This window comes from Myxococcus sp. CA039A, from assembly GCF_013336645.1.
In the GTDB taxonomy this organism is placed as follows: Bacteria; Myxococcota; Myxococcia; order Myxococcales; family Myxococcaceae; genus Myxococcus; species Myxococcus llanfairpwllgwyngyllgogerychwyrndrobwllllantysiliogogogochensis.
Genome location: NZ_JABUMQ010000004.1, coordinates 29,471 through 52,291, shown reverse-complemented (window position 1 = coordinate 52,291; position 22,821 = coordinate 29,471). Strand labels below are relative to the sequence as shown.

At 68.9% G+C, this 22,821-nt stretch carries 22 protein-coding genes; 15 read left to right on the top strand and 7 right to left on the bottom strand.

Annotation, left to right across the window (positions count from 1 at the left end):
* Positions 1-80: 80 nt before the first annotated feature.
* Positions 81-1,172 (bottom strand): bifunctional methionine sulfoxide reductase B/A protein, encoded by a 1,092-nt coding sequence (locus HR086_RS01130; protein ID WP_174464591.1) that lies wholly within the window; start codon positions 1,170-1,172, stop codon positions 81-83.
* 247 nt (positions 1,173-1,419) lie between these two features.
* Positions 1,420-2,307, bottom strand: a complete 888-nt coding sequence (locus tag HR086_RS01125; RefSeq protein WP_174454006.1) for a general secretion pathway protein GspE — start codon at positions 2,305-2,307, stop codon at positions 1,420-1,422.
* Between the two features lie 322 nt (positions 2,308-2,629).
* Between HR086_RS01125 and HR086_RS01120 the strand changes: the two genes are divergently transcribed.
* From HR086_RS01120 to HR086_RS01090, 7 genes are all read left to right on the top strand, one after another.
* A complete protein-coding gene (locus HR086_RS01120) occupies positions 2,630-3,370 on the top strand; it encodes a MotA/TolQ/ExbB proton channel family protein (protein WP_141642173.1) in 741 nt (246 codons plus the stop codon).
* A gap of 130 nt (positions 3,371-3,500) precedes the next feature.
* Positions 3,501-3,989, top strand: coding sequence for a biopolymer transporter ExbD (locus HR086_RS01115; protein ID WP_141642172.1), 489 nt, complete (start codon positions 3,501-3,503; stop codon positions 3,987-3,989).
* 24 nt (positions 3,990-4,013) lie between these two features.
* On the top strand, positions 4,014-4,592 hold the full coding sequence (locus HR086_RS01110; RefSeq protein WP_141642171.1) for a biopolymer transporter ExbD: 579 nt from the start codon (positions 4,014-4,016) through the stop codon (positions 4,590-4,592).
* Positions 4,593-4,676: 84 nt separating this feature from the next.
* Positions 4,677-5,336, top strand: coding sequence for an HAD family hydrolase (locus HR086_RS01105; protein WP_141642170.1), 660 nt, complete (start codon positions 4,677-4,679; stop codon positions 5,334-5,336).
* Positions 5,337-5,496: 160 nt separating this feature from the next.
* On the top strand, positions 5,497-6,105 hold the full coding sequence (locus tag HR086_RS01100; protein WP_174464590.1) for a putative glycolipid-binding domain-containing protein: 609 nt from the start codon (positions 5,497-5,499) through the stop codon (positions 6,103-6,105).
* Between the two features lie 144 nt (positions 6,106-6,249).
* A complete protein-coding gene (locus HR086_RS01095; RefSeq protein WP_174464589.1) occupies positions 6,250-6,669 on the top strand; it encodes a hypothetical protein in 420 nt (139 codons plus the stop codon).
* Positions 6,666-7,640, top strand: coding sequence for a hypothetical protein (locus HR086_RS01090; RefSeq protein ID WP_373564243.1), 975 nt, complete (start codon positions 6,666-6,668; stop codon positions 7,638-7,640). The genes HR086_RS01095 and HR086_RS01090 overlap by 4 nt, the downstream gene beginning before the upstream one ends.
* A gap of 64 nt (positions 7,641-7,704) precedes the next feature.
* On the opposite strand, the gene HR086_RS01085 is transcribed toward HR086_RS01090, so the two are convergent.
* Entirely contained in the window at positions 7,705-7,926 is a 222-nt protein-coding gene (locus tag HR086_RS01085) for a hypothetical protein (protein ID WP_141642167.1), read from the bottom strand.
* Between the two features lie 263 nt (positions 7,927-8,189).
* Here HR086_RS01085 and HR086_RS01080 point away from each other — a divergent pair, with 263 nt between their 5' ends.
* Complete coding sequence (locus HR086_RS01080) at positions 8,190-10,598, top strand: MASE1 domain-containing protein (protein WP_174454358.1); 2,409 nt, start codon at positions 8,190-8,192, stop codon at positions 10,596-10,598.
* Positions 10,599-10,623: 25 nt separating this feature from the next.
* Here HR086_RS01080 and HR086_RS01075 read toward each other — a convergent pair whose 3' ends face one another.
* Both HR086_RS01075 and HR086_RS01070 read right to left on the bottom strand, forming a co-directional pair.
* On the bottom strand, positions 10,624-12,915 hold the full coding sequence (locus HR086_RS01075; protein WP_174464588.1) for a discoidin domain-containing protein: 2,292 nt from the start codon (positions 12,913-12,915) through the stop codon (positions 10,624-10,626).
* Between the two features lie 129 nt (positions 12,916-13,044).
* Positions 13,045-14,028 carry an NADPH:quinone oxidoreductase family protein gene (locus HR086_RS01070; RefSeq protein ID WP_174464587.1) on the bottom strand — a complete coding sequence of 328 codons (984 nt, stop codon included), beginning with the start codon at positions 14,026-14,028 and terminating at the stop codon, positions 13,045-13,047.
* 98 nt (positions 14,029-14,126) lie between these two features.
* Here HR086_RS01070 and HR086_RS01065 point away from each other — a divergent pair, with 98 nt between their 5' ends.
* On the top strand, positions 14,127-15,092 hold the full coding sequence (locus HR086_RS01065) for an AraC family transcriptional regulator (RefSeq protein WP_141642164.1): 966 nt from the start codon (positions 14,127-14,129) through the stop codon (positions 15,090-15,092).
* A gap of 19 nt (positions 15,093-15,111) precedes the next feature.
* Here the strand turns inward: HR086_RS01065 and HR086_RS01060 are convergent, their stop codons facing one another.
* The gene (locus HR086_RS01060) at positions 15,112-16,398 is read right to left on the bottom strand and encodes a serine hydrolase (protein WP_174464586.1); all 1,287 of its coding nucleotides are present in this window, start codon (positions 16,396-16,398) and stop codon (positions 15,112-15,114) included.
* Between the two features lie 75 nt (positions 16,399-16,473).
* Between HR086_RS01060 and HR086_RS01055 the strand changes: the two genes are divergently transcribed.
* The 6 genes from HR086_RS01055 to trxA all read left to right on the top strand — a co-directional run bounded on the left by HR086_RS01055 (position 16,474) and on the right by trxA (position 22,112).
* Complete coding sequence (locus tag HR086_RS01055; protein ID WP_174464585.1) at positions 16,474-17,115, top strand: TetR/AcrR family transcriptional regulator; 642 nt, start codon at positions 16,474-16,476, stop codon at positions 17,113-17,115.
* A 143-nt stretch (positions 17,116-17,258) separates the two neighbouring features.
* Positions 17,259-17,918 carry an LON peptidase substrate-binding domain-containing protein gene (locus HR086_RS01050; RefSeq protein WP_141642161.1) on the top strand — a complete coding sequence of 220 codons (660 nt, stop codon included), beginning with the start codon at positions 17,259-17,261 and terminating at the stop codon, positions 17,916-17,918.
* Between the two features lie 95 nt (positions 17,919-18,013).
* Positions 18,014-19,906, top strand: a complete 1,893-nt coding sequence (gene nadE / locus HR086_RS01045) for an NAD(+) synthase (protein WP_174464584.1) — start codon at positions 18,014-18,016, stop codon at positions 19,904-19,906.
* Positions 19,907-20,052: 146 nt separating this feature from the next.
* The gene (locus HR086_RS01040; RefSeq protein ID WP_174454012.1) at positions 20,053-21,222 is read left to right on the top strand and encodes an outer membrane protein; all 1,170 of its coding nucleotides are present in this window, start codon (positions 20,053-20,055) and stop codon (positions 21,220-21,222) included.
* 146 nt (positions 21,223-21,368) lie between these two features.
* On the top strand, positions 21,369-21,692 hold the full coding sequence (locus HR086_RS01035) for an FKBP-type peptidyl-prolyl cis-trans isomerase (protein ID WP_174464583.1): 324 nt from the start codon (positions 21,369-21,371) through the stop codon (positions 21,690-21,692).
* Between the two features lie 39 nt (positions 21,693-21,731).
* Positions 21,732-22,112: a thioredoxin gene (gene trxA / locus HR086_RS01030; RefSeq protein WP_141642157.1), complete on the top strand. Its 381-nt coding sequence runs from the start codon at positions 21,732-21,734 to the stop codon at positions 22,110-22,112.
* Between the two features lie 103 nt (positions 22,113-22,215).
* Here trxA and HR086_RS01025 read toward each other — a convergent pair whose 3' ends face one another.
* On the bottom strand, positions 22,216-22,809 hold the full coding sequence (locus tag HR086_RS01025; RefSeq protein WP_141642156.1) for a DUF2378 family protein: 594 nt from the start codon (positions 22,807-22,809) through the stop codon (positions 22,216-22,218).
* Positions 22,810-22,821 lie beyond the last annotated feature (12 nt).

Below are 22,821 nucleotides of genomic sequence, written 5' to 3'. Positions count from 1 at the left end.
CTCGGTGTCGCGAGCCGGGCCCCTCCACGCGCTTTCCCCGGGATACGAGACTTGTATCACTCGGCCGGGGCCCCTGTTTCTCAGTCCCTCATGTAATGGCAGGTGTATCCGCCTGGATTCTTCACGAGGTAGTCCTGGTGGTAGCTCTCGGCGGGCGTGAACTCGCCTGCTTGAACCACCTGGGTGACGACAGGGCGCTTCCATTTCCCGGAGGCGTTGACGCGGGTCTTCACTTCCTCGGCGACGCGGCGCTGCTCGTCGGACAGCACGAAGATGGCCGAGCGATACTGCGTGCCCACGTCGTTGCCCTGGCGGTTGAGCGTCGTCGGGTCGTGCATGCGGAAGAACCAGTCCTCCAGCAGCGTGGCGAAGCTCAACACCTTCGGGTCGAACACGACGCGCACCGACTCCGCGTGTCCCGTCCGTCCCGAGCTCACGTCTTGATACGTCGGCTTCTCCAGGCCGCCGCCCGTGTAGCCGACGTCTGTCTGGAGCACGCCCGGAATCTTGCGGAGCAGGTCCTCCATCCCCCAGAAACAACCTCCCGCCAGCAGCGCCGTCTCCGTCACCCCCGACGCGGCGAGCGCCTTGTTCAGGTCGACCTTCGCGGGCGTCGCGCTCACCGGCTTGCGGCCGAACAGCGTCAACCACTCGCCGTACCCTTGTTTCTCCAGGTCGTTCACCGGCACGAAGCGCAGGGACGCGGAGTTGATGCAGTAGCGCTGCCCCGTGGGCTGGGGACCGTCGTCGAACAGGTGGCCCAGGTGGGAATCCCCTGCCCTCGAGCGGACCTCGACGCGCGCCATGCCCAGGCTCGAGTCCCGCTTCTCCACCACGTGGGCCGCGTCAATCGGACGCGTGAAGCTGGGCCAGCCCGTGCCGGAGTCGAACTTGTCCTTGGAGGAGAACAACGGCTCGCCGGTGACGACGTCGACGTAGAGCCCCTCTTCGTGGTGGTTCCAGTACGCGTTGCGGAACGGTGGCTCGGTCGCCTCCTTCTGCGTCACTTCGTACGCAGTCGGGGAGAGGGTGCGTCGCAGCTCCGCGTCGGCGGGCTTCTCGTAGCGGCGGGAATCCCCCGCCGTGGAGCGCGTCCCTGCTTCGAGCGTGCCCGCGCCGCCAGTGGCCGCACCGCTCGCCTGGGTGCATGCCGCGAGCACCGCGAAGGCCATGGATAACAGCAGGCGCCCTGGCGCGCCCCAGGAACGGGAACGGGAAGAGCGTGAGGTGACGATGACGGACGACATGGGCTGGAGCCTCTCCGGACACGCCCGCCGCGCGGGGGTTCTCCCTCCCTTACGCGCCAGCCCCGAAGTCGGTTTCAGCCCACGACACCCACGCCCCCGAATACCCCAGGCGAGCCGGCGGACGACCGAGCCCGCCGTGTCACGCCAGCACCCAGGGCACGAGCGGCGCGGTTCAGCCGCCCTTGTCCTCGCCCTCGTCGTCCAGCTCGCGGCTGAACTCCTCGTTCGACAGCAGCCCCTTGCGCGCCATGATGCGCATCAGCGCCCAGAACTTGCGCTCCAGCTCCTCCACCCGGTCCGGGTCCTCGCGGGCCTGCCCGAAGAGGTAGTCCAGGTCGTCGAGCACCCCGCCACCCGACGCGGGCTTGGGCTTCGCCGCGGCCTGCTCGCGCTTCTGCTTGCGCTGCTCCTCCCGCGTGCGGATCAACTCCGCGAGCGAGGTGCGCTGGGTCGTCTCACCGGGCGGCAGCTCCTCGCCGACGATGACCTCATCCTCGTCCTCGCCAGGCTCGCCAGGCGGCGGGGCCGATGCAGCGGGCTTCACCGCGGGCGCGGCGATGGGGCGCGCGCGTGCGGACGGCGCGGGCTTCGCGGCCGTGCCACTCGCCGGAGCCACGGGGACCTTGTGGTAGTAGCGCAGGATGGCGCCCCGCACGGCGGACAGCGCCGCCACGCGCACGCTCACCTTGAGTCCGGTGGTGAACTCGATCTCCTCCACCGCCGGTACGTTGAGTGGATCACTCATCGCGACGACGAGCTGCCGCCGCCCGCCCACGCTCTCCAGTGCGATGGGGAACAGGTCGTGCTGCTCGCAGAAGCGGGGGCGCAGCATGTGCACCGCCGCCCACTCCGGAGTCACCGCCGCCAGGTCCACCTGCGGCATCCCGAGCGCCTGACTCAGCGCGCTCGAAAGCGTCGCCTCGGTGATCGCTCCCTGGGCGATGAGTGTCGCCCCCAACCGCTGCCCTGACTTCCGGTGGGCCGCGAGCCCCGCCTCGAGCTGGGCGACGCTGATCGCCCGCTGCTCCAGCAGCAGCTCGCCAATGCGCTTCCTCGCCATGCGCCGGCATTAGCATGCGTTCCCTGGGCTCGGAAGCGCGCGCTGACACAACGCCCCCTTCTTGGGAAGCCCCCCAAAAGGCCCGTACTGCTGCCTGGAGTCCATGCTGGCAAGGGGTACTCCAGCGCAAAATTCCTGTGAGATTTCAGCACTTAACGCCAGGGCCCCTGCCTTGACACCCCAGACAGCCATTCCTAAAGTCGGCACCACCGTTTTCAACATCCATTCCTGCCGCCCATACATCTGGGGCGCACGCCCGGGGGGGCGACAGGTTCTGGAAGGTCCGGAGCGCCGGGCCAAGCCGCCGTGGAGGCAAGACGCGATGAACCTGGGGTTTTTGACGAATCTGGCCGTGCTCGCGAACGCTGGTGGTCCCGAGCGGGGCTTCTTCGAAGAGGTCGCCAGGCGCTGGGAGGCCGGTCAGTGGGGTATGTATCCCATCGCCGCTTGTCTCGTGGTGGCCCTGTCCATCATGGTCGAGCGCACGATCATTCTCTTCGGCAAGGCGTCCATCAACAAGGAAGCCTTCCTCCGTGGACTCAAGAAGCACATCTACGCGGGTGACCTGGACAAGGCCATCAACTACGTGGCGGGCCAGAAGTCGACGCCGCTGACGAGCGTCATCAAGGCCGGCCTGATGAACGTCCCCAAGGGCCAGGACGAAGTGCAGGCGGCGCTGGACGAGGCCACCCTGCGCGAGACGCCCCGCCTGGAGGCCCGCAGCGGCTACCTGGCGATGCTCGGCAACGCGGCCATGCTCGCCGGTCTGCTCGGCACCGTGTCGGGTCTCATCTCCTGCTTCGAGGCCGTGGCGAACGTGAACCCGGCCGACAAGGCGACCATTCTCGCCAACGGTATTTCCGAAGCCATGAACTGCACGGGCTTCGGGCTGGTGACGGCCATTCCGTGCCTCATCGCCTTCTCCGTGCTGATGGGCCGCACCCAGTCGCTGGTGAACGACATCAACGAGACCAGCGTCTCCGTGCTGAACCTCATCGTGGCGAACAAGGACAAGTTCAAGAACCTGAACGTCCCCGCCGCTCGGGACCACCACGACGACTGAGTCGGGCTCCCTGGAGGGAACCCGGAACCCGGGCGCGCTGTCCTGTCCCCCACATAGCGTGGGGACAACGGCGCGCCCCTTTCAGTCTCTTGCCGCGCTTCACCGCGCGGGGCCGTAGGAGGAGAACGCCATGGCCGGCGGAATGGACACAGGGCAAGGTGGTAAGGGTGGCAAGAAGCCGCTCGATACCGCCATCAACCTGACCGCATTCATCGACCTGATGGCAGTGACCATCAGCTTCCTCATCATGACGGCGGTCTGGACTCAGATTGGCCGACTTCAAGTTTCCCAGGCGGGAGGTCCCTCCACGGAGGAGGAGCAGCCGCCGACGGAGACCAAGACGGTTCAACTGACGCTGCTCATCACCCCGTCGGAGCTTCGGCTGTCGGCGGACCAGAGCACGTTCGACCCCATCCCCCTCACCAAGGACGGCAAGGGCAAGACGGACCTGTCCAAGCTGGTGGCGCGCTTCAAGGAGTTGAAGGCGCAGCTTCCGGACCAGACAGCCATCACCCTTCAGCCCGAAGACAAGGTCCGCTACGAGGACCTGGTCCGCATCATCGACGAGTGCATCGGCTCTGGGTTGCCCCAGGTGTCGGTGTCCGCGGCGATGGGCTAGCCGAGCACGGAGCCACTCTCAGTCATGGCCATCAAGGTTCCAGGCAAGCGGTTTGGCAAGCGCCTCCAGCACTCCAAGGTGTTCGGGCACGGCGTCCACGGGAAGCGCAACGGCTACGCCGACCTGCTCATCACCCCGCTGGTCGACATGTTCGTCATCATCGTGCTCTTCCTCATCGCGAACTTCTCCGCGACGGGTGAGGTGCTGATGATGACCAAGGACATCCAGCTTCCCGAGGCGGTCCACGTCCAGGAAGTGGAGATGCACCCGGTCGTCATGGTGTCCGGCGAGCAGGTGAGCGTGTCCGGCACCATCGTCGGTCGCGTGGAGGACTTCTCCAAGGACGAGTACCTCAACATCCCCGCGCTGGAAGAGAAGCTGCGGGACATGAAGAAGCAGTTCGAGGACCTGCACGCGATGGCGAACGACGACGCCAACACGTTCAAGGGCGACATCAACATCCAGGCGCACAAGGATGTGGAGTACGCCATCATCAAGCGGGTGATGTTCAGCTGCGCCACGGCCGGCTACAACAACATCAACTTCGCGGTGATGACCGTCGCCGGACCGGACGACGCCACCACCGCGGCCGTCACGCCCTGAGCGATTGCTGAACGGGCCTCGAAGCCCTGAACGCCCTGGCCCTTTCGGCCGGGGCGTTTTTGTTTTTTCCGGAGACCTCATCTCATGCAGCTTCGTGCCGTCTTCTTCGACCTTGATGGGACCTTGGTGGATTCGCTGGGGGACATCGCCGACGCGATGAACCACGCGCTGGCGCACCACGGCCTGCCCACGCATCCAGAGTCCGCCTATCGCCGCTTCGTCGGTGAGGGAGTCCGGGAGCTGGCGCGCAGGGCGGTGCCCGCGGGCCGCGAGGACCTGGCCGCGCCGGTGCTGGAGACGTATCGCGCGTACTACGACGAGCACCTCTTCGATAGGACGGCGTCCTACCCCGGCATCCCCGCGCTGCTGGCGACGCTCGCGGAAGAGGGCGTGGTGATGGGCGTGCTGAGCAACAAGTCGGACAGCTTCGTGAAGCGGCTGGTGGAGCGGCTGTTGCCGGGTGTGGCCTTCGCGCGGGTGTACGGCGAGCGGCCGGGCGTGCCTCGCAAGCCGGACCCGACGGCGGTGCTGGGGATGGCGGCGGAGCTGGAGCTGGCCCCTGGCGTGTGCGGCTTCGTGGGCGACACGGCCGTGGACATGGACACTGCGCGCGCGGCGGGCATGTACGGCGTGGGCGTGACGTGGGGCTTCCGGGACGCGGAGGAGTTGCATGCGCACGGTGCGCGCGCGGTGGCCACGACGGCCCAGGAGCTGCTCACGGCGCTTCGCTCGGCGAGCGTCTGAGCGGGGCCGCGTGTCTCGGGCGGCGGGGACACGGCCAGCACGGGCGGGGTGTGCTCGCGAACAATGAGCGCAAGAATGAGCAAGACGACCCGGCCGTCGATGCCTAGGGTCCACTCGACTTCGGCGAGGCGCCGACGCTCTTCTTCCGCGAGCTCTCCTCATGACCTTTCCCCTGGGCGATGCGAACCCGGACTCGAAGCGGCGGTGTCTCCGCGCGTGGCAATGGACGCGCCAGGACCAGCCCGGGAGCGAGTACTGCGAGCTGCGTGAGCTCGACGGTGGCTGGGAGCTGGCGGGCTCCGTGGTGGTCGCGGAGGAGGGGGCGCCCTTCCTCGCGGAGTACACCGTCGCGTGCGACTCACGATGGCTGACCCGGGAGGCGCGCATCCTGCTGCGCCGGGGCGGCACGTCACAGTCGCTCGTCCTCCGTGCGGACGAGCAGCGGCGGTGGTGGCGCGGCGACGAGGAGGTCCCCCAGTTTCGGGGCTGCACGGACGTGGACCTGGGCTTCACGCCCTCGACGAACACGTTGCCCATCCGTCGGCTGTCGTTGGAAGTGGGGCAGTCGAGCGACGTGACCGCCGCATGGGTGCGCATGCCGGACCTGGCGCTGTTGCCGCTGCCGCAGCGCTACACGCGGCTGTCGCCCACGCGCTTCCGGTACGAGAGCCGGGGCGGCAGCTTCGTCGCCGAGCTGGAGACGGATGAGCTGGGCCTGGTGACGCGCTACCCGCCCGCATGGGAGCGCGTCGCCGTCACGTCGCGCTGAGGCGCCTGGGTTCTAGCCCTGCGTCGACGGCTGGACGGAGGAGTGCGTCGGAATCGGTGCGTCCCGGGCCCGGAGCCGTGTGCACGGGCCGTGGCTTTCACCCCTCGCCCCCGGCCCTTACGATGGGGCCGTGAGGTGCATCACTTGAACACCCAGGGCCCTCCGCCCGGTGCGAATGTCCTGCTGAGTTTGTCGAAGTTCCGCCTCGGCCGGATGCTGCTGTGGATCGCCGCGGTGTGGCTCGGGCTGATGGCGCTCGTTCCGGGCCCCGGGCAGAAGGCGCTGGTGACAGCAGCCCTGTTTCCCGCAGTGCTCGCGGTCTCGGGGAGCTGGAATGCCTGGTGGGCGGAGCGTGAGTCCCCGCGTCCCGGGACGATGGCGTGGCTGTTGCCTCGGCTCATGCTGGGCGCGGTTCTCCTGGGAGGCGCGGCGCTCCTGCTGTGGTGGCGCAGGCGGCGGGACGTGAAGGTGCCACTGCCACCGGCTCCGTCGCCGGAGGACGTGGACCGGTGGGCCCTGGCGGAGCTGAACGCGGACACGTCGCCGCGGGAGCGTGTGGCGTGAGCGCGTCCGCGAAAACGAACACGGGCTCCCAGGCTCCGACGATGCAGTCCGCACCGTCGGGAGTGCCAGGCGCGGAAGAGGCCGCCGTGAATGCGGTGTCGATGGAGCGGAGTCCCTTCGGACAGCTCGACACGGCGCTTCCGTCCAGTGATTCGACGCTGGCGGTGAGCACCACGGCCGAGCCGCTGGACGCGGTGTCGACGTCGTCCGAGCCGGACCCAATGACCGAGGCCCCTCCCACGAACCAGCGCCGCGTCATGAAGGACGTGGCGCGCGCGGGATTGCGGATGCTCGTGGGCGTGGTGCCCGCGTTGCTGGGCTCGGGCCTGTGGGGCGCGGTGAAGGGCTTCTTCCTCTTCGGCGCCTTCGGGCTCGCCCTGGCGGGGACCTTCGTCCTGGCGCCGCGCTGGCTCGGCATGCCGCCGACACCTGGCTGGCTGGAAGCCCTCAGCCTGGGGCTCACGCCGTTCGCGCTGGCCCTGGCGGGTGGGTACGCCCTGATGCTCAACGGGGTCGGCTCGCGGCTCGCCCAGGAGGCACAGGAGCGCGGCTGGATGGGGTACGCCTACGCGGTGCTCAAGCCCGCCGCGCTCCATGTCGCCCGGCGTTTGCGAAGCACGGGGCCGCTCGGTCGCAAGGAGCTGATCCAAGCCATCGAGCACTCCGTGGCCGAGCAACTGCGCGAGCTTCCCGAGGAGCGCACCGGGCCGCCCTCCCGCACGGAGCGCCTGGAGCGCTTCCTCATGGAGCAGTCCTACCGTGTCCTGGGCGCCGTCGCCCTGCGCACGGTGCTCACCGCGCCCGACACCGCGACGGCGGTGCGAGGACTGGAGACGCTCGCCGTGGACCGGCTGGAGGGCGCGCTGGTGGAGACGCTGGAGGACGTGTTCTTCGTGCAGCAGGTGCTCGCGCTCATCGCGGGTGTGCTGGTCGCCGCGATACCCACGTTCATCCTGCTGTTCTCTCGCTGAGCGGAAGAAAAAAGCGCGGGCCGACCACCCCTGTGAGCCGCCCCGCGCCCCGCGAGCCTCGTCGCTAGACGATGGTCACGCGGTATTTCTCTTTGTCCTCCGCCCGGTTGTGCGCGGTGGCGGCGGAAATGATGTGGCACACCCAGCCCAGGCACCCTCCGGTGCCAATCCAGAAGCCCGGGGTGACGATGAGCCAGAAGACACCGCGCAGAATGTCGCCGTTGTAGATCTGCCCCACACCGGGGATCAGAAAGGACAGCAGGGCTGCGATTCCGGGTCGCGACATCGTCTAGGTACCTCCTCCTTGTTCTTCCCTACGCACCCCCGCCGAAGTGATTGCATCCGCCGGAGCTTCCGACCTATCGGCTCCTGGACGCTTGCCTGCCCTGCGCGACGGGGGGAAGGTGCAATACCGGGCCTGGCCCGCTACCATGCACTCCACTTTGTGAACCCGCCGGGTCGGCGGACGGGTCTACCGGGGGGACGGTCATCATCATCGGGCTGATTCGAGCCAGCGCACGCGCGCTTCGCGGACGGCATCTCTTGGAGATGCTTGTCCTGGCGGGCGTTTATCTCGCCGTCGCCCGGCTCGGCCTGTCCCTGTCCACCGTGGGAGGAAATGTCAGCCCTGTCTGGCCGCCCACGGGGGTGGCGCTGGCGGCGCTGATTCTGCGCGGTCCCCTGCTGTGGCCCGGCATCTTCATTGGCGCGTTCCTGGCGACCGCGTCCACGGGGGTGCCGCTGTCGGTGGCCCTGGGGGTGGCGGCGGGGAACACGCTGGCCACCGTGCTGGGGGCGGCGCTGACGCGGCGTCTGCGCATGGGCTCGGACCTGTCACGCATCCGTGACGTCGTCGTGCTCTGCGTGGGCGCGGGTGCGGTCTGTACCGGTGTGAGCTCGCTGGTGGGGCCGCTGTGCCTGCTGTTGGGTGGCGCGCTGCCGTGGGAGCTGTTGGGCCGCGCGGTCTGGGTGTGGTGGGTGGGGGACTTGATGGGCGTGCTCGTCGTGGCGCCGCCGCTCTTGTTGCTGAGCCGCCCCACCTGGCCGCACCGGCTGGGCGAGGCGGTGGCGCTGGCGGGGCTGACCACCGTGCTGGGCGCGAGCGTCTTCCTCTTCCGGAACGCGCAGCCCGGCTTCGCGCACGCGGCCAGCTTCCTGCTCTTCCCGATGTCGGCGATGGCGGCGTTGCGCTTCGGGCCTCGGGGCGCGGCGGCGGCGACCCTGGCCATCTCCACGGTCGCCATCTTCGGCACGGTGCGAGGGCAGGGGCCGTTCTCCTCGGGCAACGTGGCGCAGGACCTGCTCGTGCTCCAGCTCTTCGTCGTCGTCAACGCGGTGACGGGGCAGTTGCTGGCGGCGGCGAGCGAGGAGCGACGGCGCGCGGTGGAGAAGCTCCAACTGCTCGCCACCACCGTGAGGGGTGTACACGAGGGGGTCTTCATCGCGGAGGTGGAGGGCCCCGGCAGGCTGCGGACCGTGTTCGCCAACGAGGCGCTGAGCCTGCTGCTGGGCCGGCCTCCGGAAGAACTGGTGGAGCAGGACCCGTGCAAGATGTATGGGGACCAGGACCCCCGGCTGTGTCAGCGCCTGAACGCGGCGCTGCTGGCGGGCGAGTCGCTCTGCGTGGAGGTGACGGTGCCGCGCAAGGATGGCCGCCTCGTCTCGACGGAGGTGCTGCTGTCGCCGGTGCGCGCCACGGGCGGAGACGTGTCGCACTTCGTGGCGACCCACCGGGACATCACCGCCACCAAGGAACTCCAGGCGCGACTGGTGGCGGCCGAGCGTGTCGCCGCGGTGGGGACGCTCGCGGCCGGAGTGGGGCACGAAATCAACAACCCGCTGGCCTACCTGGTTTTGAACCTGGAAGCCGCCACGCGCGCGCTGTCGGAAGGCGGGATGCTGGGGCAGCGGGACGCGCAGTCGAGCGTGCGCGGCGCGCTGGAGGGCGCCGAGCGCATCCGCCTCATCGTCCGCGACCTGCAGGTGTTCAGCCGTCAGGGAGACCAGGACCGGACGCTGGTGGACCTCAACGCGCTGGTGCCTCCGGCGGTGCGAATCATCAGCCATGCGCTGCGCCACCGCGCGCGGCTGGTGGAGGAGTTCGGCCCGGTGCCGAAGGTGCTGGGCAGCGAGGCGCGGCTGGGGCAGGTGCTGCTCAACCTGCTCGTCAACGCGATGCAGGCGGTGCCCGAGGGCAATCCGACGCTGCACGAGGTACGCGTGCGCACCAGCACGGACGCATCGGGCCGGGCCCGCGTGGACGTGGTGGACACGGGCATGGGCATCTCCGCGCAGGTGATGGCGCGCATCTTCGAGCCCTTCTTCACCACCAAACCCACCGGGGAAGGCACCGGGTTGGGCCTGGCCATCTGTCAGCAGATTGTCCGCACGCATGGCGGCGAGCTGGAGGTGCGCAGCGAGGAGGGCAAGGGCTCCGTTTTCACCGTGCTGCTGCCCGCGGCGCCGGTGCAGATGGAGGTGCCACCCCGGCCCGTGGCGCGTGGAAAGCCCGCGGTGCCCTCCACGGGCCGACGTGGGCGCGTGCTGGTGGTGGATGACGAGCCCCGGCTGGCGCAGTCGATGCGGCTGTTGCTCGAGCCCTACCACGACGTCGTGATGACGACGCGAGGCAGCGAGGCCCTGGCGCTGGTGTCGGCGGGGCATCGCTACGACGTCATCCTGTGTGACTTGCAGATGCCGGAGGTCGATGGCGCCACGCTCTACCGACGGCTGGGCGTGGTGGCGCCGGAGCTGACTCGGCGGATGGTGTTCATCTCCGGCGGGGCGTACACGGCGGAGACGCGGGACTTCATCGAGACGGTGCCGAACCTCGTGCTGGAGAAGCCCGTGCGGCCGGAGGTGCTGATGGCCTCGGTGGATGCGGCGCTGGACACGCTCGCCGCTCAAGACGAGGACGACGGGCCCGTGGTCGCCCGCGCGGGCGGCGCACGCCACTGAGGGCGGCGCCACCCGGCGGAAGCGGTTACTGCCGGTTGCTGATGCGCTGCTGGAAGAGCCAGGTCCAGAGGGCGGGCGTCGCGTAGGCGTTCTGCCACAGCGTGTTCGAGTGGCCCACGCCGGGATAGACGGTGGGGCTGAGCATCGCGCTGGTGGTGCCTCCGCACTGCGTCTCCAGCATCGTCTTCAGGCCCGTCGACTTGTCCGCTCCACCCTGGGAGTCCGAGCCCCCATGGAAGGGCCAGGTGGGCAGGGTGCGCAGGTTGCAGATGTTGGCGACGTTCGTGGGCGTGCTCGTGACGGCGATGGGGACGAAGGCGGCGACCTTCGACATGTAGACGGGAAGGCCGGCGGAGTCGTAGAGGACGTTGGCGCCGCCGCTGAAGCCGGTGAAGTACACGCGGTCCGTGTCCACCAGGTAGTCCCGCTTCAGGTCCTCGAGCATCGCCATGACGGTGCTCACGGTGAAGTAGGCATCCCCACTGCGGCCGGCCTTCCAGTAGTGGAGGGACACGGCGATGGCGCCGAAGCTCGCGCGATAGGTGCTGGAGTTCAGATTCCAGGCGAGGCCCTCCGCGTTGCTGGACACCGACAGGTGGTCATTCGTGAGCATCACGCCGCCGGTCCCAGGGAGCGAAATGATGAGGGGCCAGCGAGCGTTCCGGTCCGCGTTGTAGCCAGAGGGGAGGAACAGCGCGTACGAGTAGCGCGAGTCGCGCACGGCGATCTGCTCTCCGGCGGTGCAGGCAAGGGGGCCCGTAGACGTGGTGGCGGGCTTGCCCATGACCTTCAGTTCCCGCACGAGGCAGGGCTCGTTTTCGTCCCCATCGCTGTCCAGGCAGAGCAGGCGAACCTTGCTGGCGATGACGGGTGCGGTGAAGGTCACGTTCTTGAGGGTGGTGGCCCCCGGATTGTTCCGCACGGAGGAGCCGGGAATGGTCTTCCAGCAGCCACCATCCCATGCCTGGAGGTCGAAGTTCGTCATCGCGGCGGAGGAGTCCGTGGAGAAGGACAGATGCACCTCCGCGCTGTGGATTTCGTAGGCACCCTGGAGGTCGACGTCGAGATAGGTGCCTGGCTTGTTGGCGTAGACGGACTCCCAGCGGGTGGAGAGGTTGTCATCGGTGGCGCGCGCCGCGACGTTCGAGCCGCTGGTGTGCATGGCGACAGCCGGCTTGAGTCGCGCCACGTTGGTGAGGGTGCTGGCGTTCGTGACGGTCACCGTCGCGGTGTCCGCGTGAGTCGCGCCATCGTCATCGGTGACGGTGAGGCGGAAGACCAGCGTGCCGACGGCGAGCCCGCTGACGGAGAGTGACGGGGTGTTCGCGCCACTCAGTGAGGCCGTGGGGCCGCTCACCTGGGTCCACGAATAGGACGCGATGTTGCCATCCGAGTCCGTGCCCGAGCCCGTGAGGGTGATGCCCGCGTTGGGCAGCACCACGGTGCGGTCCGCGCCCGCGTTGGCCACGGGCGCCTGGTTTGGCGGGGCGTTGGTGACAGTCACAGTCACGTCGTCGGAGTGGGTCGCTCCGTCGTCGTCCGTGACAGTGAGGCGGAAGACGAACGTCCCCGCCGAAAGCCCACTGACGGCCAGCGTGGCGGTGCTCGCACCGCTCACGGTCGCGGTGGTGCCGCTGACCTGGGTCCACGCGTAGGAAGCGATGGTGCCATCCGCATCCGTACCGGTTCCGGTGAGCGTGAGGCTGGAGGTGGGAAGCACCAGGCTCCGGTCCGCGCCCGCGTTGGCCACGGGCGCTTGATTGGCGCCAGGGGTGGCGGGCGCACCGAAGACCCAGACCTCCTTCACGCGGCAGTTCGAGGTGCCGGGCTCGTTGCAGAGGAAGCGGACCTTCTGACCGCGCACCACCTGGGTGAACGTCGTGGAGACCGCCACGCTGGTGTTACCCGTCCTGGCCGCGCCGGGGATGGGCTGCCAGGACGTCCCGTCATGGTAGAGCAGGTCGAAGTTCGCGATGGGCTTCGTGCTCTGGTAGCCCGTGTAGACCTCCGCGCGGTGCAGGTCGAACGTCCCCTGCAGGTCGATGTCGAGATATCGCGGCGCGTAGATGTACTCACCCGTGCACCATCGCGAGTCGTCCGACGTGATGTTTCCATCCACCGCGTACTGTGGAAGGAAATGCTGAGGGTCCAATTGGGTATGGGACGCCGTCGTGGGCTTGTTCAAGGTGACATTGACGAGCCCATCGTCCAGCGCCGAGGCCCTCGAGGACACCTCGGCCGCACCCGGTGCTTCGCCGCAAGCCGACAGCACCAGGGCGCCGACACAGCTCCCCCACTTGATGAACTTCTTGTTCAAGGTGAGACCTCCCAGACAGGAATACAAATCCTGTTTAATCCAGGAGTGAGTGCGAGGTACACTGGCAGTCGCGATGTTCTAGTTTCTGTGATACCGTATTGAGTCGGGCCCTGGTGCGGGCCTGGACGCTCAGTCGGTGCGGATGACGACCTTGCCGGTGGTGCTCCGCTCCGCCATCGCCCGATGTGCCTGGGCGACTGCTTCGAGCGGGAAGGTCTGTCCGATGACCGCCTGGAGCTGACCTCGCTCGACGAGCGAGAGCGCTTCACGGAGCGCCGCCTGCCTCAGTTCGAAGGGAAGGGTGAAGGTGGCGAAGCCGATGATGGCCTGGTTCTGGGCCAGCATTCCGGTCATCTGTTCCCGGCTCCACTGCGTGTCGAACATGCTCTCCGCGCCGAACAGCACCAGCCGTCCCCGGAAGGCGAGGGCCTGAAGGCTCCTGCCGGGAAGCTCTCCGCCGCCCGCCACGAAGACGATGTCCGCGCCGAGTCCACCCGTGGCCTCGCGGACCCGGGCGGGCCAGTCCGGCTGGGACGTGTCCACGACCGCGTCCGCTCCCAGACGCAGGACGACGTCCCGCTTGGCGTCCTGGCTCACGCCACCAATGACACGCGCGGCTCCCATCCGCTTCGCGAACTGCACGAGGAACGTCCCCACCCCTCCCGCGGCGGACGGGATGTAGACGGACTCGCCCTCACGCAGCCGCGCGCCCTCCCTCAGTCCGAGCAGCGCGGTGGGGGCCTGCGCGGGCAGGCAGACCGCCTGCTCGAAGGAGACCGCGTCGGGAAGGGAGAGCACGGTCGCCGTCGGCGCGATGGCATATCCCGCGAAGGCGCCTTGATTGGGGAGGACGGCGACGACGCGCGTTCCTTTCGTGAGGCCCTGGACGCCAGGTCCCACGGCATCCACGACTCCAGCGGCCTCCAGGCCCGGGACGAAGGGCAGCGGCGGCGTACCGGGCATGCGGCCCTCCCGCTGGCCCATGTCGGTGAAGTTGAGTCCCGCGGCGTGCACGCGGATGCGCACCTCGCCCTCTCCTGGGGTGGGGGTGGGCACGTCGTCGAGGCGCAACTCCTCGGGTCCGCCGAACTTGTGCAGGCGAATGGCTCTCATGAGGTCTGTCTCCTGGACGGCGGGCCGTGGGGTAGGGAGGCTCGTGCTTCCTCGCCCGCCGCGTGAGTGGACCTATAGTCCTGGGTGAAAGGACGAACATGCGCCAGAAGTCCGTTTCTCTCGTCCAACCGTCCGGCGAAAAGCCCGGGCTCGATGTCCTCGCGGACGTGCTCCAGGGCGTGCACCTGCGCAGCCGTGTGCACGCGCGCTACGAGCTGACGGCCCCGTGGGGCATGCGCATCGACGGCTCTCCGCTCCCGCTCTTCTACGCGGTGATGCGCGGCAGTTGCCTGCTGTCCACGGACGAGCGGGAGTTGTCACTCGCGGGCGGAGACTTCGTCTTCGTCCCCGCCAACGTGAAGTTCACCTTGAAGGACCGCCGTGGCACGCGCGTGCTGCCCATCGCGGAGGTCTATGCGACGCGAACGCCCATTCGCTGCGGAGGCCTGTTGCACTACGGCGGGGGCGGCGAGGCGGTGACGCTGGTGGTGGGCTCCTTCACCTTCGAGGGCGAGACACTCAGCCCGTTGGTAAGGCACCTGCCGACGCTGCTCCACGTCCGGGCGGATGACCCCAAGTCCCCGAGGTGGCTGGAGTCGACGCTGCGCTTCGTGGCCTCCGAAATCGAGGCCAGGCAGCCGGGCCATGAGACGGTGGTGAGCCGACTCGCGGATGTCCTCTTCGTGCAGGCCTTGCGCGCGCACCTGGAGTCGTCCTCTGGGGAGGGCGGCTGGCTGCGAGCGCTCGTCGACCCGCGCATCGGCGCGGTGCTCCAGCGCGTCCATGAGAATCCCGAGGCCCCGTGGACGCTGGAGGGGCTCGCCCGGCTCGCTGGCATGTCGCGCTCGGTGTTCGCGGAGCGCTTCAAGTCGCTCGTGGGTGAAGCGCCGCTGGCATACATCGGCCGGTGGCGCATGCACCGGGCCATGGTGCTGATGCGCGGCCGGGACGTCGCGATGGCGGAGGTGGCTCGTGCCGTGGGCTACGAGACGGAGAGTTCCTTCGGCAAGGCGTTCCGACGCTGGGTGGGCATGACACCGGGCGCGTTTCGCCGACAGGCCTGAAGGAGCGTCCTCCCCCAACTCAGGGCTTCTTCGCGGGAGCCTTGTCGGCTGCGTACACCGCATCACGAACGGCGCCGGGGAACCCGCCCGACATACCCTCCAGCGCGGTGTTGGTCAGCGCCACCACCGTGAGTCCCCGCTGGGGGTCCACGAACCAGTTGTGTCCGTACGCACCACCCCACTGCCACGTCCCCGCCGACTGGGGGCTGTGGGTCGGGGCCGGGTCGATGAGCACCGCCGAGGCGAGTCCCCAGCCCCAGCCCGGTCCCTGCGGTTGCGACTCCGGGCCCACGTGGACGGAGCCCAGTTGCTCGACGGTGCTCTGCTTCAACACCGGCGCCCCGCCCTTGCGCAGGGCCTCCAGGAACTTCACGTAGTCGCTCGCCGTCCCCACCATGCCCGCGCCCCCGGACGGGAAGGCTCGCGCGTCCAGGGCCCGGCTCGGGGTGTAGTGGACCACGCCCGCGCCAAAGGGGATGTCGAAGGTCTTGCCCATGCGCACGGGGACAGGCTTTCCGTCCGCGTACGGCGTCGCGAGCCGCGAGACGTCACTGACGCGGAAGCCCGTGTCCTTCAAGCCGAGTGGCTGCGTGACGAGCCGTGAGACGACCTGGGGCAGCGGCGCGCCTCCCGCGCTCGCGACGACGGCGCCCAGGACGTCCGTGGCCAACGAGTAGGCCCACTTCTCCCCTGGCTCCGAGGCCAGTGGGGCGGTGGCGAGGCGACGCAGGTTCTCCTCCAGCGTGAGCCCGGGAGGGTTGTCGAGCCCGTCGGAGACCTGGGCCTTTTGATAGGCCCCCTGCGCTGGCTGGTTGAAGCCGTAGGTCAGTCCCGCCGTGTGCGTGAGCAGGTGCCGCACGGTGATGACGGGCTCACGTCCATCCGGAAGCCTGGGGCGGAACGTGGGCAGCCACTTCGTGACAGGGTCCTCCAGGGACAGCTTGCCCTGGTCGATGAGGGCGAGCGCCGCGACGGAGACGAGCGGCTTCGTCATCGACGCCAGTCGGAACACCGCGTCCTCGCGCAGGGGCTTCTTCGCCTCGCGGTCCTCGAAGCCCGCGGCGCGCCGGTAGATGACCTCTCCGTCCTTCGCGACGATGACGACGGCCCCGACGATGCGCTGGTCCGCGAGCGCCTTGTCGATGACCGGGTCCAGGCTCGCCGCGAGGGCGCTCGATTCAGGACTCACGACGACAGCGCTCGGTCGGGCGGTCGCCTCGGTGGCGCGCGGCTCCGGCTTCACGGACGTTGCGGGAGAGACACCAAGACCTGCGGCCACCAGGAAGGTGGCGATGGCGGAATGCATCGGGCGGAACTCCTATTTATGTAGCGAGTGTTTTATAAATAGGAAGCCCATTTCCTGATTTCAATAGTGAGCGTTATGAAAAGCGACATCGCCCCTCGGCCCCGGCCGCGCGGAAGGCCCCGCGAGTTCGATGAGACGAAGGCCCTGGACCTGGCCGTGGAGGTGTTCTGGCGGCTGGGTTACGAGGGCGCGTCGGTGGCGGACCTCACCGGCGCCATGGGCATCACCGCGCCCAGCCTCTACGCGGCCTTCGGCTCCAAGGAGGGCCTCTACCGGCGCGTGCTGGAGCGCTACCAGCAGGGCCCCGGGGCCCACACGTGGCTGGCGCTCACCGAGGAGCCGACCGCGCGGGGCGCCATCGAGCGGGTGCTCCGGGAGTCGGCCCGGGCCTTCACCCGCCGCAAGCAGCCGCCCGGGTGCATGATTTCGACGGGTGTCCTCCGGTGCGCGGAGGCCCACCAGCCCGTCGCCGACCTCGTCGCGGGCCTCCGCTCGAACGCGGTGAAGCTGGTTCGCGAGCGCATTGCCCGGGGAATCGCCGCCGGGGAGCTGCCCTCGGAGACGGACGCGGGGGCCCTGGCGCGGTATTTCGGCGCCGTCGTCCAGGGCATGTCCATCCAGGCGCAGGACGGCGCGAGCGAGGCGGAGCTGCTCGGCCTGGTGGAGGTGGCGATGCGGGCCTGGAATGGAGGGGCTGGCCGCCCGCGCGCACGGTAGTCGTCGAAGGGGCGTCCCGACGGAAAGTCCCTGCGAATCCAGTGGGTTGTGCCCGGCCCCTCCGGTGCGGGCCGCGGTGGGACGCGGGTTTGCGGTGCGACGGGCGCCCGAGAGGCTTATCAACACGGGTAAGGATGCCCGACATGACCGCCCAAGAACGCGTCGAGCGCGCCGCCGCCAGTGCGCTGAAGGTCTTCCCGCTGCCGTCGGCGGTGCTCTTCCCCCATACCGTCATCCCCCTTCACATCTTCGAGCCGCGCTACCGGGCCATGGTGAAGGACGCGCTCGCGACGGACCGCGTGGTGGCGCTGGCCCAGTTGGAGGATGGCTGGGAGGGCAAGTACGAGGGCCGGCCACCGATGCAGTCCATCATGTGCGCCGGCGTCATCGTCTGGGACGAGGAGGTGGAGGAGGGGCGCTACAACATCCTCCTCCAAGGCGTCAGCCGCATCCGCATGGTCACCGAGCTGACCACGGACAAGGCGTACCGAGAGGTGCAGGCGCTGTCGCTGCCGGACCTGCCGTATCAGGGGCCGGAGGAGGAGCGGCTGCGTCAGGCCGTCTTCGAGCTGGCCGGGCGCGTGCCGCCGACGTTCGCGGAGAACCTGCTGCCCGTGACGGCCCGTGCGGCGGGCGGCAAGCTCGCGGACGTGGTGGCCTCCGCCATCAGCCCGGAGGCCGAGCGGCGCCAACAGCTCCTCGCGGAGCTGGACGTGAAGCGCAGGCTGGAGGCGGTGCTGGAGGACGTGGGCGAGCTCATCGCCCGGCTCCAGCCCGTGCGGCCCCTGGGCCCGTTGAACTGACCCACCCGTGCGCCCCGGGGCTTGGGGCTTGCCTTGTGCTTCGCTCCGAGCATTGCTGAGCCCCGCGTCGGAAGCGAAAGGGGAGCGGGAGAATCATGCGGCTCGTGAAAGTCGGCATCGCCAGCGTCAACACCACCGTCGGAGCCTTCGTTCGCAACACGGACCGGGCCCTCGTCCTGGCGAAGCGGATGTCCGAGGACGGCGTCACCGTGGGCGTCTTCCAGGAGCAGCTCCTCGCCGGCTACCCCGCCGAGGACATGGTCCAGTGGCAGGGCTTCATCGACCGACAGTGGCCGGAGATGGAGCGCTTCGCGCGCGAGACGGCCGCGCTTTCCACCGTCTTCGTGGTGGGCGTGGGCGTGGCCCTTCAGGGGCAGCGCCTCAACTGCGCGGCGGTGGTCGCCGGAGGCCGCGTGCTGGGCCTCGTCCCCAAGGAGAAGCTGCCGACCTACAGCGTCTTCTATGAGGCGCGGACGTTCGGCCGCGGCCAGCCCGGCATGAAGGAGCGCTACCGGGGCGTGCCGCTGGGCGACTACCTCTTCCAGTTCGACTTCGGCCTCGTCGCGCCGGAGGTCTGCGAGGACATCTGGAGCGCGGACGGCCCCATGCGCCGGCGCACGTACTCCGGCGCGGAGCTGGTGGTGAACATCTCCGCCTCGCCCTTCCGGCTGGGCTTCGTGGAGACGCGCCGCGAGCTCATCGCCACCCGCGCCGCCGACCACCAGTGCACCATCGCCTACTGCAACGCGGTGGGCAGCAACGACGGCCTCATCTTCGACGGCGGCGGCTTCCTCAACCAGAACGGCCGCCACGTCATGGAGACGCCGCGCTTCCAGGAGGGCTTCGCCTCCGCCGTCGTGGACCTGGACCGCACCCTGCGCCTGCGCGGCGAGGCCACCACGTGGCGCGTGGACCGCGAGGCGTGGCTGACCACCGGTGGCCAGGGCACCGCGGTGCTGGACTGCACCGACGCGGTGCGCACCCGGCGCGAGTCCCTGACGTACCCCGTGCCCGCGCACCGCAGCTTCTTCCTGCCGACCCCGGACAAGCGAAGGCCCGCGCGCGAGGCGCTGTGCGAGGACATCCTCGACGCGCTGTCGCTGGGAGTGGGCGACTACTTCGAGAAGACGCGCGCCTTCAAGGTGCTGGGCATCGCCCTGTCCGGTGGCCGTGACTCGCTGTTGACGCTGCTCATCGCCCACCGCTACGCGAAGCGCGCGCGGCCGGAGAACCCCGGCTCGCTCATCCAGGCGTTCTACATGCCCAGTCGCTTCTCCAGCGACTCCACCCGCGACGCGGCGGAGACGATTGCCCGCGAGCTGGGCGTGGCCTTCCAGGTGGTCTCCATCGACGAGGCCTTCGAGCGCGAGCGCGACGTGGCCGCGCGGATGCTGGGCGGTGTCCCCGTCACGCCGATTACCGAGCAGAACATCCAGGCCCGCCTGCGCGCCCAGCGCATGTGGAACTGGAGCAACTCCTGCGGCGGCCTGTTCCTCCAGACGGGCAACATGAGCGAGAAGTCCGTGGGCTACACCACCATCGGTGGAGACCTGATGGGCGCGCTCGCCGTCATCTCCAACCTGCCCAAGACGGTGGTGATGTACCTCTTGGACTACCTCCAGGAGGTGACGGGCTACGAGGGCATCCGCAAGGTGCTCGCCAAGCCCGCGGGCCCGGAGCTGGCGCACAACCAGGTGGGGGAGGAGGAGCTGATGCCCTTCCCCATCCTCGATGCGTGCTTCTACCTGTTCGCGAGCGAGAAGCTCACGCCCTCGGAGATGCTCCAGGCGCTGACGCCCATGTTCCCGGAGGTGGAGGCGGCACGGCTCGGCGGTTACGTGGACAAGTTCGTCCGCCTCTTCACGCAGTCCATCTACAAGTGGGTGCAGTCGCCCCTGTCGCTGCACGTCGGCAACCTGGACCTGGACCGCGAGCGCGCCCTGCAACTGCCCGTCGTCACCGGCTCGGAGTGGATGCGCGAAAAGTAGCCTGCTCGTGCAACCGTGTTTCCCGGGCTCCACGCCTGGCTGGCTGCTCAGCGGCCAGCCACGCGGGAAACGCTACCCAGGTGTGCCTTGCCGGATGTGTCTTCGCAAACAACCTTCATGTCAGCCACTCGACGACGGAGGGTTGGATGAAAGCGAAAATTCTGGCAGGCGCCATCGGGGCGCTCTTTTACGGCACCTCGGCACTGGCCTCGGACGGCGATTGCCCACCACCACGGGCGAGCGCGGGGAACCCGGGACAGGGAGTGTTGCTGGCTCAATCGCAGGACACCTCTTCTGGTGACTCGCTTCAGGAGGAAGACATCATCATCGAGACGGAGCCCGTGCCCGATTCCATGGGGACGGATGACGACTCGGGAGTCGGCGGCAGTGGACAGAGCGGGCAGGATGACTCCTCGTCCTCGAGCTCGTCCGCCATCGGAGGCAGCCAGGCCGCTCCACCCGCGCAGGGTGAGGTGTACCTGAACATGCCGCTGCGCTGCGAGCCGTCGAACCAGGACTCCCAGCAGCAGCAGGGGACCGGTGGCAGTGGCTCCAGCGGACAGCAGGACGACATCCAGGGCCTGCAGGCCCCGCCGCCGCAGTCCTCGCCCCAGCCTCGTCCCGAGGCCGCGCCCGCGGCGGAGCCCCGCTCCGAGTCATACCCGGCGCTGCCCCAGGATGACGCCACGGGTGGCAGCGGCATCACCGCGCCTCCGCCCTCGGACTTTCGTCCCTCGGCTGAAGCCGCGGAGCCTGTCGAGCCGCTCGAGGTGAAGAAGAAGGACAAGAACGACATGAAGGGTCTGAGCGTGATGCTGGGCGGCGGTGTGGAGGGTTACACCGGCGCGTTGGCACCGCAGCTCAACCCGGGCCCCACCGCGGGCGTGACGGCGGCCATCCGGCCGTCCAAGGTGTTCGGCATCGAGCTGGGCTATACCGGCGCCATCAACGACATCGATTCCAAGCGTGGCGAGGTGAGCGTGGACGGTCCTGACCTCGTGCGCAACGGTGGCACGGCCGTGGCGACGCTGGGTCTGTTCCCCTCCGCGTGGCAGCCGTACGTGCTGGGCGGCATTGGTATCAACGATTACAACTTCCGGGGCGGCCAGTCGCTGGGCTACCGGGATGACACCGTGGGCAGTGTCCCGGCGGGCGTGGGCCTGCGGGGCCACGTGGGTCACTTCACGGTGGACGCGCGCGCCAACTACAACTTCCTCTTCGACAAGGAGTTCGCCCCCGGCATCGAGTCCGGCGGCGGCGACTTCGACAACGGGGGTAGCTACCAGGGCGTCGTCAGCGTGGGTGGTACGTTCTGACGCGGGCGTCTTGAAGTCTTCACGCACGGCGTGAGTCGGTGGCGCGGTGCCCGGTAGCCAACGGGCCCGCGCCACTGTGCTTTCCAGTGCGGCGCCAGCGGGGTTGGCGAGTTAAGGTGGAACCTTCCACTGCAACAGGAGAGGGAATGAGCCTGGGTATCGAAGACGTGAAGGTCGGCACTGGCACGGAGGCCACCGCCGGCAAGACGGTCACCGTGCACTACGTGGGGACGCTGACGAGCGGCAAGAAGTTCGACAGCAGCCGGGACCGGGGCGAGGGCTTCACCTTCCGTCTGGGTGCGAGTCAGGTCATCAAGGGTTGGGACGACGGCGTCGCCGGGATGAAGATTGGCGGCGTGCGCAAGCTCACCATTCCTCCCGACCTGGGCTACGGCGCGCGCGGCGCCGGTGGTGTCATCCCCCCCAACGCCACCCTGCTGTTCGAGGTGGAGCTGTTGGAAGTCCGCTGAAGTCACGCTCCGCCCAGGCGGGGAGAAACGAGGGCCGTCATGGCGACGGTGGAAATCACCAAGGACAACTTCAAGGATACGGTCGGCAAGAACGGCATCGTCATCCTGGACTGGTGGGCGTCGTGGTGCGGTCCGTGCCGCATCTTCGCGCCCACTTTCGAGGCGGCGTCCGGCAAGCACGCGGACATCGTCTTCGGAAAGATTGATACCGAGGCGCAGTCGGAGCTGTCCGGAGCGTTCGAGATTCGCTCCATCCCCACGCTGATGGTGTTTCGTGACGGCATCCTGCTCTTCGAGCAGGCTGGTGCGCTTCCCGCCGCCGCGCTGGAGGACCTGGTCCGCCAGGTGCGCGCGCTCGACATGGAGCAGGTGAAGAAGGAAGTCGAGGAGCGCCGGAGCAAGGAAGCCCCCAAGGCCTGAGTCGGTGCGCCTGTCGGGCGGGCTTCGTGCCTGTCCGCGCCGCTGGCCGGAAGCGTCTCACGGTGCTTCCGGCCGGTCGGCGGTCCCCTCGCGGAGCGGGGGGCTACCAGTGGATGAGCAGCGAGAAGTCCTTGAAGGGCGGCTCGCCGGTCTCCAGCTCCACGCGGAAGCGCCGCTCCGGGTTCGTCTGGAGCAGGCCGCTGCGGACCAGTCCGCTGCACCACGCGGGGCCGAAGAACTCGTCCTTGAAGCGCACGCGCGCGGTGGTGTCGGAGACGCGCTCGTACTCCCGCTCGCCGAAGGTGCTGGTGGCGCCCGCGAGCCCCGAGCCCACGGACAGGCCGCGGTGCGGGTCCTCGCCGGTGATGGCCATCACCATGGCGCCCACGGGCGCGGAGAAGACGTGGCTCGCGGCGGTGAAGGACAGCTGCTCCACGGCGTGGGAGTAGTCCTCTCCCAGGGTTTGCTCCACGGTGCTCGCGCCCTCGTGGAGCAACTCCAGGTACTCGCGGGCGGAGCGGTGTGAGGGGGCGCCCCGCACGGGGACGCTGGCGATGGGCGCTCCGGCGGCCCGGGCCAGGTTCCGACCCATCCGCTGGGCGATGCTCTCGCGGAGGCTCTGCACGAACAAATCGAGCACCATGTGCTCGGGACGGCAGAGGGCCATGCGGGCTTGCAGGTGCAGAGGAGAGTCCATGTGACTTTCCTA

Bases quoted from the DNA above. Each gene is read 5' to 3' on its own strand.
- HR086_RS01125 (WP_174454006.1), bottom strand. From the start codon at position 2,307: ATGGCGAGGAAGCGCATTGGCGAGCTGCTGCTGGAGCAGCGGGCGATC.
- HR086_RS01035 (WP_174464583.1), top strand. From the start codon at position 21,369: ATGAGCCTGGGTATCGAAGACGTGAAGGTCGGCACTGGCACGGAGGCC.
- HR086_RS01110 (WP_141642171.1), top strand. From the start codon at position 4,014: ATGGCCATCAAGGTTCCAGGCAAGCGGTTTGGCAAGCGCCTCCAGCAC.
- HR086_RS01100 (WP_174464590.1), top strand. From the start codon at position 5,497: ATGACCTTTCCCCTGGGCGATGCGAACCCGGACTCGAAGCGGCGGTGT.
- HR086_RS01065 (WP_141642164.1), top strand. From the start codon at position 14,127: ATGCGCCAGAAGTCCGTTTCTCTCGTCCAACCGTCCGGCGAAAAGCCC.
- trxA (WP_141642157.1), top strand. From the start codon at position 21,732: ATGGCGACGGTGGAAATCACCAAGGACAACTTCAAGGATACGGTCGGC.
- HR086_RS01060 (WP_174464586.1), bottom strand. From the start codon at position 16,398: ATGCATTCCGCCATCGCCACCTTCCTGGTGGCCGCAGGTCTTGGTGTC.
- HR086_RS01085 (WP_141642167.1), bottom strand. From the start codon at position 7,926: ATGTCGCGACCCGGAATCGCAGCCCTGCTGTCCTTTCTGATCCCCGGT.
- HR086_RS01130 (WP_174464591.1), bottom strand. From the start codon at position 1,172: ATGGCCTTCGCGGTGCTCGCGGCATGCACCCAGGCGAGCGGTGCGGCC.
- nadE (WP_174464584.1), top strand. From the start codon at position 18,014: ATGCGGCTCGTGAAAGTCGGCATCGCCAGCGTCAACACCACCGTCGGA.
- HR086_RS01080 (WP_174454358.1), top strand. From the start codon at position 8,190: ATGCTTGTCCTGGCGGGCGTTTATCTCGCCGTCGCCCGGCTCGGCCTG.
- HR086_RS01040 (WP_174454012.1), top strand. From the start codon at position 20,053: ATGAAAGCGAAAATTCTGGCAGGCGCCATCGGGGCGCTCTTTTACGGC.
- HR086_RS01120 (WP_141642173.1), top strand. From the start codon at position 2,630: ATGAACCTGGGGTTTTTGACGAATCTGGCCGTGCTCGCGAACGCTGGT.
- HR086_RS01050 (WP_141642161.1), top strand. From the start codon at position 17,259: ATGACCGCCCAAGAACGCGTCGAGCGCGCCGCCGCCAGTGCGCTGAAG.
- HR086_RS01055 (WP_174464585.1), top strand. From the start codon at position 16,474: ATGAAAAGCGACATCGCCCCTCGGCCCCGGCCGCGCGGAAGGCCCCGC.
- HR086_RS01070 (WP_174464587.1), bottom strand. From the start codon at position 14,028: ATGAGAGCCATTCGCCTGCACAAGTTCGGCGGACCCGAGGAGTTGCGC.
- HR086_RS01105 (WP_141642170.1), top strand. From the start codon at position 4,677: ATGCAGCTTCGTGCCGTCTTCTTCGACCTTGATGGGACCTTGGTGGAT.
- HR086_RS01025 (WP_141642156.1), bottom strand. From the start codon at position 22,809: ATGGACTCTCCTCTGCACCTGCAAGCCCGCATGGCCCTCTGCCGTCCC.
- HR086_RS01115 (WP_141642172.1), top strand. From the start codon at position 3,501: ATGGCCGGCGGAATGGACACAGGGCAAGGTGGTAAGGGTGGCAAGAAG.